This is a genomic window from Pigmentiphaga litoralis, from assembly GCF_013408655.1.
GTDB classification, from domain to species: domain Bacteria; phylum Pseudomonadota; class Gammaproteobacteria; order Burkholderiales; family Burkholderiaceae_B; genus Pigmentiphaga; species Pigmentiphaga litoralis_A.
The window spans coordinates 1,855,539-1,868,230 of the sequence record NZ_JACCBP010000001.1 but is presented as its reverse complement, the minus strand read 5'-3'; the positions used below and the strand labels follow the sequence as shown (position 1 = coordinate 1,868,230).

Annotated in this window: 12 protein-coding genes; 11 read left to right on the top strand and 1 reads right to left on the bottom strand. The window is 64.6% G+C overall.

Features of this window, described 5'->3' with window-relative positions; all coding sequences use genetic code 11:
• The first annotated feature begins 302 nt into the window (after positions 1-302).
• The 6 genes from HD883_RS08305 (at position 303) to HD883_RS08280 (ending at position 5,779) form a co-directional block, all read left to right on the top strand.
• A complete protein-coding gene (locus HD883_RS08305) occupies positions 303-1,454 on the top strand; it encodes an ABC transporter substrate-binding protein (protein ID WP_179586531.1) in 1,152 nt (383 codons plus the stop codon).
• A gap of 120 nt (positions 1,455-1,574) precedes the next feature.
• The gene (locus tag HD883_RS08300; RefSeq protein ID WP_179586533.1) at positions 1,575-2,456 is read left to right on the top strand and encodes a branched-chain amino acid ABC transporter permease; all 882 of its coding nucleotides are present in this window, start codon (positions 1,575-1,577) and stop codon (positions 2,454-2,456) included.
• An 18-nt stretch (positions 2,457-2,474) separates the two neighbouring features.
• On the top strand, positions 2,475-3,344 hold the full coding sequence (locus HD883_RS08295; RefSeq protein ID WP_179586535.1) for a branched-chain amino acid ABC transporter permease: 870 nt from the start codon (positions 2,475-2,477) through the stop codon (positions 3,342-3,344).
• A 1-nt stretch (position 3,345) separates the two neighbouring features.
• Complete coding sequence (locus tag HD883_RS08290) at positions 3,346-4,134, top strand: ABC transporter ATP-binding protein (RefSeq protein ID WP_179586537.1); 789 nt, start codon at positions 3,346-3,348, stop codon at positions 4,132-4,134.
• Complete coding sequence (locus HD883_RS08285; protein WP_179586539.1) at positions 4,131-4,844, top strand: ABC transporter ATP-binding protein; 714 nt, start codon at positions 4,131-4,133, stop codon at positions 4,842-4,844. The genes HD883_RS08290 and HD883_RS08285 overlap by 4 nt, the downstream gene beginning before the upstream one ends.
• A gap of 323 nt (positions 4,845-5,167) precedes the next feature.
• Complete coding sequence (locus tag HD883_RS08280; protein ID WP_179586541.1) at positions 5,168-5,779, top strand: hypothetical protein; 612 nt, start codon at positions 5,168-5,170, stop codon at positions 5,777-5,779.
• Between the two features lie 96 nt (positions 5,780-5,875).
• Here HD883_RS08280 and HD883_RS08275 read toward each other — a convergent pair whose 3' ends face one another.
• Positions 5,876-6,775: a LysR substrate-binding domain-containing protein gene (locus HD883_RS08275; protein ID WP_179586543.1), complete on the bottom strand. Its 900-nt coding sequence runs from the start codon at positions 6,773-6,775 to the stop codon at positions 5,876-5,878.
• 129 nt (positions 6,776-6,904) lie between these two features.
• Here HD883_RS08275 and HD883_RS08270 point away from each other — a divergent pair, with 129 nt between their 5' ends.
• From HD883_RS08270 to HD883_RS08250, 5 genes are all read left to right on the top strand, one after another.
• Positions 6,905-7,768, top strand: coding sequence for an FAS1-like dehydratase domain-containing protein (locus HD883_RS08270; protein ID WP_179586545.1), 864 nt, complete (start codon positions 6,905-6,907; stop codon positions 7,766-7,768).
• Between the two features lie 10 nt (positions 7,769-7,778).
• Positions 7,779-8,942: an acyl-CoA dehydrogenase family protein gene (locus HD883_RS08265; RefSeq protein ID WP_179586547.1), complete on the top strand. Its 1,164-nt coding sequence runs from the start codon at positions 7,779-7,781 to the stop codon at positions 8,940-8,942.
• Positions 8,943-8,957: 15 nt separating this feature from the next.
• On the top strand, positions 8,958-10,358 hold the full coding sequence (locus HD883_RS08260) for an MmgE/PrpD family protein (RefSeq protein WP_179586549.1): 1,401 nt from the start codon (positions 8,958-8,960) through the stop codon (positions 10,356-10,358).
• Entirely contained in the window at positions 10,355-11,623 is a 1,269-nt protein-coding gene (locus tag HD883_RS08255; RefSeq protein ID WP_179586551.1) for a CaiB/BaiF CoA transferase family protein, read from the top strand. Before HD883_RS08260 ends, HD883_RS08255 begins: the two co-directional genes overlap by 4 nt.
• Before the next feature lie 72 nt (positions 11,624-11,695).
• Entirely contained in the window at positions 11,696-12,541 is an 846-nt protein-coding gene (locus HD883_RS08250) for an HpcH/HpaI aldolase/citrate lyase family protein (RefSeq protein WP_179588672.1), read from the top strand.
• Positions 12,542-12,692 lie beyond the last annotated feature (151 nt).

The following is a 12,692-nucleotide window of genomic DNA, read 5'->3' as shown; positions in this document are numbered from 1 at the left end:
CCGTCGGAAAAGGGTGAGTGAGCACACAGTGCCGTGTTCGCGCCGATTCTATCAGCGCCTGCCTGGCGAGAGCCCGCAATTTACCCGGGACGGCGGCAGGCGTGCCGATGGCGTGGCACGAGCGCCACGCCGGGGTGTCCGACCGGGCGCTTCCAGCCCCCGATGTGACCGTGTTGGTGGTGGCGGGTCCGGACAGCCGCTAGAATATGCGGCCAGGCTGACGCCCCACGCATGGGCGGATTGCGCAGGTGACACCAAGACACCTGGCAACGACAAGCCGATGCCTACAAGGACAACAGAGCATGAATCCAATTTTCAACAAGTCGCTCGTGGCGCTGGCCGCCCTGGGTGTGGTGTCGTTTGCCCACGCGGCCGAAGTCAAGATCGGTGTCGCGGCGGCCCTGTCGGGCGGCGCCGGCCAGTATGGCAATGCCATCCGCAACGGCTTCCAGCTTGCCGCTGAAGAAGTCAACGCCAAGGGCGGCGTGAACGGCAACACCATCAAGCTGGTGATCGAAGACGAACAGGGCAAGAAAGAAGAAGCCATCAACGTCTTCAAGAAACTGATTTTCCAGGACAAGGTCCTGATGGTCTTTGGCCCGACCCTGTCGAACTCGGCGCAGGCCGCCGACCCGATCGCCCAGGGCGCCAAGACGCCGGTGTTCGGCACGTCCAACACGGCCGACGGCATCACCTCCATCGGTGACTACGTGTTCCGCAATTCCGTGACCGAAGCCGACGTGCTGCCGGAAACCATCAAGGTGGCCGCGCGCCACGCCAACATCAAGAAGGTCGCCGTGTTGTATGGCAACGACGACGTCTTCACGAAAAGCGGCTACGACAATTTCAAGAAGGCCCTGGAAGACCTGAAGATCCCGGTCACCACGACCGAAACGTTCGCCAAGGGCGACGTGGACTTCAAGGCCCAGCTGACCAAGATCAAGGCTTCCAACCCCGACGCGATCGTGCTGTCGGCGCTGATCGCCGAAGGCGGCCCGATCATGGTCGCCGCGCGCCAGCTCGGCATCAACGTGCCCTTCATTGGCGGCAACGGCATGAACTCGGTCCGGATCTTTGATCTGGCCAAGGAAAAGTCGGATGGCCTGTGGGTGGGCAGCCCGTGGTCGATCGAAAACCAGACCGCCGAAAACACGCGCTTCATTGCTGCGTACAAGGCCAAGTACAATGCGGCGCCCGACCAGTTCGCCGCCCAGGCCTACGATGCGTTCTATATCGTGACCCAGGCACTCGGCAAGGTGTCGTTGACCGGCAAGCTCGAAGCCGACCGCAAGGCGCTGCACGACGCGCTGCCTGCCGTGAAGTGGAGCGGCGCAACCGGTTCCTTCAGCTTCCGCCAGGCGGCGGGCAAGGGCGGCAAGCCGGCTGGCTATGACGCCGTGCAGACCCCCATCGTGATGAGCACGAAGGCCGGCAAGTACGTGATCGAGAAGTAAGCACTACACGCTGTCGCGGCGCTGCCGCGGTATTCCCAGGGGCGTGGAGCCTGGCTCCGCGCCCCTGACGTTTTCTGACGGCACGTTGTGTCGCCGTCCCTTTCAGGCTGGAAATTTGTCATGCTGGAACAGCAACTCGTCAACGCGCTTTCGCTTGGCTGCGTTTACGCCCTGTTCGCGCTCGGCTTCACCCTGGTGTTCGGGGTGCTGGGCGTCATCAACCTGTCGCACGGCGCGGTCTTCATGGCCGGCGCCTATATCGCGCTGCAACTGGTGCTCAAGTTCGACGCACCCCTGTGGCTCGCGGTCGTGGCATCCGCCGTGGGCAGCGGGATCCTGGGCATGCTGATCGATGTGCTGGTGCTCAAGCGCCTGCGCAAGCGCAATGCGCCCCACCTGATTCCCATGATCGCCACCATCGGCGTGGCGATCGTCCTGAACAACGGCATGCAGGGCGTGTTCGGCGCCGAAACGATCCGCTTCCCGGCCGGCATCACGCCCGACGACGCGCTCGAAATCGGCGGCATGCACGTCACCGTCATGGAACTGACGATCATCTTCGTGTCCTTCGCGCTCATGGCGGCGCTGATGTACACGATGAAAAAGACGCAGCTGGGCCGGGCCTTGCGCGCGATCGCCGAGTCGCCCAAGGCGGCATCCTTGCTGGGCATCAATGTGGAAGGGCTGTTCCTGCTGACGTCGTTCGTGGCGGCCGCGCTGGGCGGCATCGCCGGCGTGCTGATCGGCCTGTATTCCAACGCGGTGTTCCCGCTGATGGGCCAGCCGATGCTGCACAAGGGCATCGCAGTCATCATCCTGGGCGGCATGGGCGACATTCGCGGTGCGATGATCGGCGGCCTGTTCCTGGGTTTTGCCGAAGTGCTGTCGGTGGCGTACGTGGGATCCACCATGCGCGACGCCGTAGCGTTCGGTCTGTTGTTCCTGATCCTGCTCGTCCGTCCGCAAGGCCTGTTCGGCAAAGTGCTGGAACGCAAGGCGTAAAAGGGTAGAGAAGACATCATGGAATGGTTTGACAATTTCTGGTCGGTGTACAGCAATCTGGTGCTGAGTCTTGGCACCAATGCCTTGCTGGCGCTGTCCATCTGGCTGACGCTGGCCTGCGGCATGCTGGCCATGGCCAACGCGGCCTTCATGGGGATCGGCGCCTACACGGCCGCGATCCTGACAACGAACTACGAAGTGTCCTTCCCGGTCGCGCTGCTGGGCGGCATGGCGGCGCCGATGCTGGTGGCCTTCATCATCGGCAAGCCCACCCTGCGGCTGTCTGGCGTGTATCTGGCCATGGCCACGCTGGGCTTCGGTGAAGTCGTCCGCGTGTTCATCCTGAACACCGAATCCTGGACCGGCGGCGCGCTGGGCCTGAACGGCATTCCGCAGCAGACCGAATGGTGGCACGTCGGCTTGGCCGTGCTGCTGACCCTGGTGCTGCTGTATCGCCTGCGCCGCTCCAAGATCGGCCGCGCGTTCGAAGCCATCAAGGAAGACGAGACGGCGGCGGGCCTGATGGGCGTCGACGTCAACAACACCAAGCTGCTGGCCTTCGTGCTGGGCGCCTTGCTGGCCGGTCTGGCCGGCGCACTCAATGCGCACCTGACCTTCTTTATCGGTCCCAACGAATACGGCTTTGACCGCGGCGTGGAAATCCTGACGATGACCATCCTGGGTGGCATCGGCAGCATCGCCGGCCCGGTCGTCGGCGCCGTGATCCTGACCTTGCTGCCGGAAATGCTTCGCGCCTTCAACGACTTCCGCCTCGTCATCAACGGCCTGATCCTGATCCTGATCGTGCTGTTCCTGCCCAAGGGCATCTGGGACCCGTCGCGCATGCGCCGCTGGTTCGGACGCAACCGGCAGACGGGGGGCCACTGACATGCTGCAACTCTCTTCCATCTCGAAAAGCTTCGGCGGACTGCACGTGCTGCAGGACGTCAACATCACCGTCCCGCAGGGCACGATTTTCGGGCTGATCGGCCCGAACGGCGCCGGCAAGACGACCGTGTTCAACCTGATCACCGGCCTGTTGCCGCCCACCGGCGGCAGCCTGACGTTCAACAATGAAAGCCTGGTGGGCATCAAGCCGCATCAGATCACCCGCCGCGGCATTGCGCGCACGTTCCAGAACATCCGCATCTTCAAGGAGATGACGCTGCTGGAAAACGTGGTGGTCGGCATGCACCGCCATCTGGACTACGGTCCTGCCGGATTGATCCTGAGCCTGCCCGGTTTTCGCGCGCAGGAAAAACGCGCGCGGGAACGGGCGCATGAACTGCTGTCGTGGGTCAAGCTCGACCACAAGGCCAACGACACTGCCGACAACCTGTCGTATGGCGATCAGCGCAAGCTGGAACTGGCGCGCGCGCTGGCCACCGAACCCAAGCTGCTGCTGCTGGACGAGCCCGTGGCGGGCATGAACACGGGTGAAAAAGTCGACCTCATGAGCGAGATCGAAAACATCAAGGCGCGCGGCTACACGATCTTCATGATCGAACACGACATGCGTTTCGTGATGGGCTTGTGCGATCGCATCGCGGTGCTCAACTTCGGCCGCATCATTGCCGAAGGCGAACCCGACGCCATCCGCCGCAACCCCATGGTGATCGAAGCCTATCTCGGCACCGACGATGACGAGACCCCCGCCAACGAAGAGGTGCTTCCATGAGTACGCTGATGAAGGTGTCGGGCCTGAAGGTTGCCTATGGACACATCGAGGCAGTCAAGGGCATCGACTTCGAACTGCGCGAAGGCGAGATCACCACGCTGGTCGGATCCAACGGCGCGGGCAAGTCGACCACGCTGCTTGCGCTGTCGGGCCTCGTCAAGAAGAACGGCGGCAGCATCGTGTTCGATGGCGAAGACCTCGGCAAGCTGTCGCCCCACAAGATCGTGCAGCGCGGCGTCGTGCAGGTCGCCGAAGGCCGCGCCATTCTCACCACCATGACGGTGCGCGAGAACCTGGAACTGGGCGCCTACACACGCAAGGATCGCAGCGCGGTCGGCGCCGATCTCGAGCATGTCTTCCATCTGTTCCCGCGACTGAAGGAACGGCTCGACGGCATGGCCGGCAACCTGTCCGGCGGCGAACAGCAGATGCTTGCGATCGGTCGTGCACTCATGGCCAAGCCGCGTCTGTTGTTGCTCGATGAACCGTCGATGGGCCTGGCGCCGATCATCGTGCAAGAGATCTTCCGCATCCTTCGCGAGATCAATCGTGAAGGTCTCACCATCTTCCTCGTCGAGCAGAACGTGCGTCAGGCACTGAAGATCGCGCAGCGCGCGTATGTGCTCGAAAACGGCAGCATCGCCCTCAGCGGCAGCGGCCAGGAATTGCTCAAGGACGATCGTCTCGTCGAGGCTTACCTCGGCGGTTGAGCCGGCACGGCCGGGCCTCGCGGGGCCGGCTGTTGTCGAAGCGATCGCATCAAGGTGACACGCTTCACGCATCGCCAGATTCGTTCCAGCAATGTGCTGTTGCGATGTCGCTTCTTTTTTATTGACATAAGGGTTGACAGAGTAGCGTGTCGCATTAACACTGCGCGCTCGACTCTCTAGAGAAAGACATGGTCAAAAAATTGCAAACCGGTAAAGCATCCGCCAAACCAGCGGTTAAGAAAGTGACGACTGCAAAGGTCGCCCCGACAAAATCGGTAGCCAAGAAAGCAGCGCCTGCGAAGTCCGCCGGCTCGAACGTTCTGATGAAGCTCGAAGCCACGGCAACCCGCCTGGGTGACGCCGCCAAGAAAGCCATCGCACGCGCCGATGCCGCTCGCAAGGATGCATCGCAGCGTCTGAGCCTGGCCGAAAAAGCCATGAAGGCCGCGATGAAGGAAGCGAAGGCCGTCGTCGCCGCCGACAAGAAGTCGGCGTCGACGAAGCCCGCCGCTGCGGCTCAACCTGCTGCTGCCAAGCCAGCCGCAAAGAAAGCTGTCGCCAAGAAGGCGCCTGCCAAGTCGGTCAAGACGGCTGCTGCCAAGCCTGCCGACGCCGCAAAGCCAGCAACGAAGGCCGTGCGCGCTTCGAAGGCATCCAAGAAGTCGGCTGCCAAGCCTGCGGCTGACGCTGCCAAGCCTGCCGCTCCGGCCAAGGCTGCGAAGTCGGCCAAGTCGACCAAGACCGCTGCCGCCAAGCCAGCTGCCAAGTCGGCCGACGCTGCACCTGCAAAGAAAGCCGCCGCCAAGAAGCCAGCCGCCAAGCGCGCGCCGGCCAAGAAGGCCGCTGCTCCTGCAGCCGCTCCGGCACCTGCCGCTGCCACGCCGGCATCGACCGACGTGCTGGCTGCTGACGCAACGCCAACCAGCGCCGCGTAAGTACCCGCTGTAATCGCCCCGCCGGCGTGCCGGTCGGGACGAAAAAAGCCCCGCTCTCTGCAAAGAGGCGGGGCTTTTTGTTTGTGCGACGTGCGTTTACGCGCCGCTTCCCTGATGCGCCTTGATCGCTGCGACCAGCGCATGCACGCAGCCGGGCAGGCCTTCCAGATCGCGGATCAGAATGCTGCGTTCGCGCACGGCCCAGGGTTCGTCAAGAGCGATGATCTTGATGCCCATCGTCTGCCGATGGCGCAGCGCGGACGATTCAGGAATGACGCCGATGCCGACGTCGGCTTCGACCATGCGGCACACCGCTTCGAAGCTCGACACCTGAATGCGCAGCAGCAATGACACTCCGTGCTGTTCGACCTGTTCTCGCAGAAAGGCAAGCATGGTGCTGCCTTCGTGCAGGGCGATGTGCTGGTACTGCAGGATCTCTTCCAGCTTGATCGTGTCGCGGGCGGCCAGCGCATGATCGCTGGCCACGACCAGCACGAGGCGGTCGGTGCTGAAATGAATCATCTGCAATTCGGGGGCGACGATGGGGCCGGCGGTAATGCCGAGATCCGTGGAACCGTCGACCACGCCGCGCACGATGTCGCGCGTCAGGCGTTCCTGCAGATCGATCGTGACGCCCGGCCGGGTCGATAGAAAGCCTGCCAGAATTTCGGGCAGGAATTCGGTCGTTGCCGTGGTGTTGGCAAAGATGCGGATGTGGCCGGCGCCATCGCCGCCGTAGTCCGTGAATTCATTCTTCAGATAATCGACCTGGCGCATGACCAGCCGCGCATGCTGCAGCAGGCGCTGGCCGGCGGGCGTCAATTCCACGCCGCGGCTGTCCCGATACAGCAGTCGGGTGTTGAGCTGGCCTTCCAGCGCTTTGATGCGCGCGCTGGCCGCGGCCAGCGACAGGCTGGCGCGGCGCGCGCCCTGGGTCAGGCTGGGGCCCTGCGCTACCTGGATGAAAAGCCGAAGGTCGGCCAGATCGAAATGCATGGAATCCTGGGGAGCGGGCTGGCTCGGCGTTCGTGGCAGGCGAACGCCGGGTAAGAAAAATGTGAATTTACAGAAGGGTACCCCTTTCCGCATCCTTACGCTCCAGATAGACGACAGGAATGCAGCGACATGGGTGCAGCGACCACGAACGATCCCGCCGACGCGGCCAAGGGCCTGGACACCAACCCCTGGCTTGGGCGCACCGAAACCTGCACCGATCAGATCAGCCATAACCTGGCCGTCCGTATTGCCGCCACCCTGGGCGAGCCCACGCCGGCCCCCGGCAGTGCCTTGCCGCTGCTGTGGCATTGGGCCTATTTCCAGCAACCCGTGCAGCCTGATGGCATCGGCCAGGACGGTCACCCGGCGCGTGGCGGTTTCCTGCCGCCTGCCGAAGGCCGCAACCGCATGTGGGCGGGCAGCCGGCTCGAATTTCACGCACCGCTGCGCGTCGGTGTCGATGCGCACCGCGTGTCGACCATCACGCGGATCGAAGAAAAGCACGGCCGCACCGGATCGCTCCTGTTCGTGACCGTGCGCCACGAAATCTCGCAGCAGGGGCAACTGGCCCTGCGCGACGACCACGACATCGTGTATCGCGAAGCCACGCCGCCCAAGTTGAAGGACGACACGCCGGTTGACGCCCCGCAATGGCGTGAAGACGTGACGCCGACGCCGACGCTGCTGTTCCGGTATTCGGCAGTGACCTTCAACGGACACCGCATCCATTACGACTTTCCGTACGTGACCGAGGTGGAAGGCTACGCGGGACTGGTGGTGCACGGTCCGCTGATCGCGACGCTTGCGCTCCGATCCTTTATGCGCGCCAATCCCGAAGCCCGGGTCAAGACTTTTGCTTTTCGCGGCGTCCGTCCGCTGACCGTACCCGACGCGTTCTACGTCGGCGGTCGTATCACCGAACCGGGCCATGCACAGGTGTGGGCCGCCAACCAACAGGGCGCCGCTCAGCGCGCCGACATCGAATTCGACTGACGAGGACTGTATGCCGTTGCAAACCACCGAAGATTTCCAGGACATCCGTGAAGGCGTGCGCGCCTTGTGTGCGTCCTATGACGCGGCCTACTGGCGCGAAGTGGACGAACGCCGCGGGTTTCCCGAGACCTTCGTGAACGCGCTGACCGAAGCCGGCTGGCTGGCCGCCATGATCCCGTCGGAATACGGCGGGTCAGGCCTGGGCCTGTCCGAAGCGTCGGTGATCCTGGAAGAAATCAACCGCTGCGGCGGCAACTCCGGCAGTGTCCATGGCCAGATGTACAACATGTTCACGCTGGTGCGTCACGGTTCCGAAGCGCAAAAGCGCGACCTGCTCCCGCGCCTGGCATCGGGCCAGACCCGCCTGCAGGCCATGGGCGTGACCGAGCCGACGACCGGCACCGACACGACCAAGCTCAAGACCACCGCCGTCAAGAAGGGCGACAAGTACGTCATCAATGGCCAGAAGGTGTGGATCTCGCGCGTGCAGCACTCGGACTACATGATCCTGCTGGCCCGCACGACCCCGCTGTCCGAGGTCAAGAAGAAGTCCGAAGGCCTGTCGATCTTCCTGGTCGACCTGGAAAAGGCGATCGGCAACGGCATGAGCGTCCGGCCGATCCTGAACATGGTCAATCACGAGACCAACGAACTGTTCTTCGACAACCTGGAACTGCCGCTGGACAGCCTGATCGGGGAAGAAGGCAAGGGCTTCAAGTACATCCTGGATGGCCTGAATGCCGAACGCACGCTGATCGCCGCCGAATGTATCGGCGACGGCCGCTGGTTCGTCGAAAAGGCGCGCAACTATGCCAACGAACGGATCGTGTTCGATCGCCCGATCGGCAAGAACCAGGGCGTGCAGTTCCCGATCGCCGAAGCGCATATCGAAGTGGAAGCGGCCGACCTGATGCGGTGGCGCGCCTGCCAGCAATACGACGCGGGCGAACCTGCCGGCGCGAGCGCGAACATGGCCAAGTACCTGGCCGCCAAGGCGTCGTGGGAAGCCGCGAATGCCTGCCTGCAGACGCATGGCGGTTTCGGCTTTGCGTGCGAATACGATGTCGAACGCAAGTTCCGCGAGACCCGCCTGTATCAGGTCGCGCCGATCTCGACCAACCTGATCCTGGCTTACGTGGCCGAGCACCTGCTGGACCTTCCGCGTTCCTACTGAGTATCGAGGCAGCCCATGACCGATCCCCGTTCCGACCTGAGCCCGCAGGCCAGCCATCCGACCGCCGAGTTGTGTGCATTCCTGAGCACGCTCGAATTTTCCGACCTGCCCGACGAAGTGGTCGCCCGGACCGAGGAACTGTTCCTTGACTGGGTAGCCTCGGCCCTGGCCGCGAAGGGCGCGCATCCGATTCCGGTGTTCGAGCGGTATGCAAGCAAGATGGGGCCGTCCGACGGGCCGTGCACGGTGCTGGTCAACCGTACGCGTACCTCGCCGTACTTCGCGGCTTTCGTGAACGGCGCGTCGTCGCATCTGGTGGAACAGGACGACCTGCACAACAGCTCGGTGCTGCATCCGGCCACGGTCGTGTTCCCGGCCGTGTTTGCCGCGGCGCAGGACCTGGGCAAGTCGGGCGCCGACCTGCTGCTGGCGTCGGCAGCGGGATACGAGGCGGGCGTGCGGATCGGCGAATTCATGGGCCGCTCGCACTACAAGGTGTTCCATACCACCGGCACCGTCGGCACGTTGGCGGCGGCGGTGGGCGTGGCCAAGCTGCTGGGCCTGGATGCCGACACCATGCTGCATGCAGTGGGTTCGGCCGGCACGCAGGCATCGGGCCTGTGGGAATTCTTGCGGGATGCCGCCGATTCCAAACAGCTGCACACGGCCAAGGCGGCCGCCGACGGCTTGCTGGCGGCCTACATGGCAGCCGACGGCCTGACGGGCGCACGCCGCATCCTGGACGGCGAGAAGGGCATGGCGGCCGGCATGTCGACCGACGCCGATCCCGCTTTCCTGACAGACCGTCTGGGTACGCGCTGGGCGCTGCTCGAAACGTCCTTCAAATTCCACGCGTCATGCCGCCACACGCACCCGGCGGCCGATGCGCTTCACGTGCTGATGCAGCGCGAAGGGCTCCGCCACGAAGACATCGGCGCGATCACCGCAAAAGTGCATCAGGCTGCGATCGACGTGCTGGGTGGCGTGACCACGCCCACCACGGTGCACCAGGCCAAGTTTTCGATGGGTACCGTGCTGGGCCTGATCGCGGTGCATGGCGACGCCAGCATTGCGGGGGTGGAAGCCCATGCGCTGACCGATCCGAGGGTGTCCGCGCTGCGCGAGAAGGTGCAGATGGTGCTGGACCCCGAAGTCGATGCCGCCTATCCGAAACGCTGGTTGGGCCGCATCGAACTGGACACGCAGGATGGCCGCCATTTCAGCTGCGCCGTGGATGCCCCCAAGGGCGATCCCGATAACACACTGACCCGTCCGGAACTTGAAGACAAGTTCCGTCGCCTGACGCAGTTTTCGAAGGCGACCGACGACACCGAAGCCACCGAACTGATCTCGCGCGTGTGGTCGCTGCGGGACCGGGCGTCCGTGACCGGTCTGTTCGACAAGGTGGCGCGATGAGCGCCGCGCATCCCATCGGCAAGGCCGCGTCGGGCGCACCGCGGCCGCTGGATGGCATCACCGTCGTCAGTCTGGAACATGCGATCGCCGCGCCGTTCTGCACCCGCCAGCTGGCGGACCAGGGCGCCCGCGTCATCAAGATCGAACGGCCCGGCTCGGGCGACTTTGCCCGCGGCTACGACAGCCGGGTCAAGGGCATGTCGTCCCACTTCGTGTGGACCAACCGATCCAAGGAAAGCCTGGCGCTGGACGTCAAGGCGCCCGAATCGGCCGAGGTGCTGGACCGCCTCCTGTCCCGCACCGACGTGCTGGTGCAGAACCTGGCGCCCGGCGCGGCGGCCCGGCTGGGACTGTCGTTTGACGCCCTGCACGAAAAGTATCCGCGCCTGATCGTGTGCGACATTTCAGGCTATGGCATGGGCGGTCCGTTCCAGGACAAGAAAGCCTACGACCTGTTGATCCAGAGTGAAAGCGGCTTTCTGTCGGTCACCGGCACGCCCGACGAACCGTCCAAGGCGGGGGCGTCGATCGCCGATATTTCGGCAGGCATGTACGCGTACTCGAGCATCCTGTCGGCGCTGCTGCTGCGCGCGACGACAGGGAAGGGCAGCCGCATCGATGTGTCCATGCTGGAAAGCATGGTCGAGTGGATGGGGTACCCGATGTACTACGCGTTCGACGGCGCGACGCCGCCAGCGCGTTCAGGCGCGGCCCACGCCACGATCTATCCTTACGGCCCATTCCCGTCGGGCGACGGCGGCACGGTCATGCTGGGCCTGCAGAACGATCGTGAATGGACGGTGTTCTGCGACAAGGTCCTGGGCCGGCCGGAGCTTGCACAAGACGAACGCTTTTCCAGCAACGGCGCGCGCACCGCGCATCGCACGGAATTGCGCGCCCTGATCGTCGAGATCTTTGGCGGCCTGACCCGCGATCGCATCATCGACCTGCTGGAAAGCGCGCAGATCGCCAATGCCAGCGTGAACGACATGCAGGGCGTGTGGAACCACGCGCAGCTGCAGGCCCGCGCCCGGTGGACCGAAGTGGACAGCCCGGTGGGACGCCTGCCCGCGCTGCTGCCACCCGGATCGAACGAAGCCTATACGGCGCGGATGGATGCGATTCCGGCGGTGGGGCAGCATACGGACGCGATCCTGGCGGAACTGGGGCTGGGGGAACTGGGGCTGGGGGAACCGGGGCTGGCGGATTCCGGGCGGTCCGCGTCGGCGTCCCCTGCGTCGGCCGTGCACGGCGGCAAGGATTGAGCCATGAATAATGCATCCACGACGCGCGGCGGCTCGCTGAATCACCCGAATGCGGTGGGCAACGCCCACGCGATGGAACCCGCCGCCACGTCCCTGGACCTGGCCCGTTCCGCTTTATTCGTGCCAGCATCCCGGCCGGACCGTTTCGACAAGGCGCTCGCCACCGGTGCGGACGCCGTCATCATCGATCTGGAAGACGCGGTCCTGCCCGATGACAAGGCCACCGCGCGCGAGGCCCTGTCCGCATGGCTCGCCGCGTCGCCTGGCCACCAGGTGGTGGTGCGCGTGAATGCCGTCGACACCGACTGGGCCGAGGCGGACCTGGCCATGTGCCGGCGGCATGCCAACGTGGCGGCCGTGCTGCTGCCCAAGGCCGACAGCGCCGAGATCGTGGCGCACGCGGCGGGCTTCGGCAAGCCGCTGTGGCCGATCATTGAAAGCGCGGCGGCGCTGGTGAACCTGGCCGCCGTGGCGGCGTCGCCCGGCGTGCGCCGCCTGGCGTTTGGCAGCCTGGATCTGGGGCTGGACCTGGATCTGGACCCCGACAGCGCCGCGGCGGCCACGATCCTGGATCAAGGCCGGTACGCGGTGCTGTTGCACGGCCGCGTGGCCGGTCTGGCCGCGCCGCTGGATGGCGTCCACCCGGCGATCCGCGACCTGGAAGGTCTGGCGGTATCGGCGGGGCGCGCGCGCGATATGGGATTTGGGGGCGCGCTGTGCATCCATCCGACCCACGTGCGGGTATTGAACGACAGCTTCCTGCCGACGCCCGCGCAGCGTGAGTGGGCCCGTCGGGTGCTGGAGCGCGCCGCGTCGGAAAGCGGCGCTTTCCAGCTGGACGGCAAGATGGTTGACGCGCCTGTGATCAAGCGGGCGCAACGACTGGCGCAGCGCGGCGCTCAGGCGAATGCGAACTGATTTGGCGACCTGACTTTGCGCCCCTTACCTGAAATTTCCGGCTTCATCTCGTTCTTTTGCGGTACCGGTCTGTCAGTGCTTCGCCCAATGGCGGGACTGCGCAAGGCCGCACACCATGATCTGTTCTACCGCCCGGCAACAACAAGAAGGC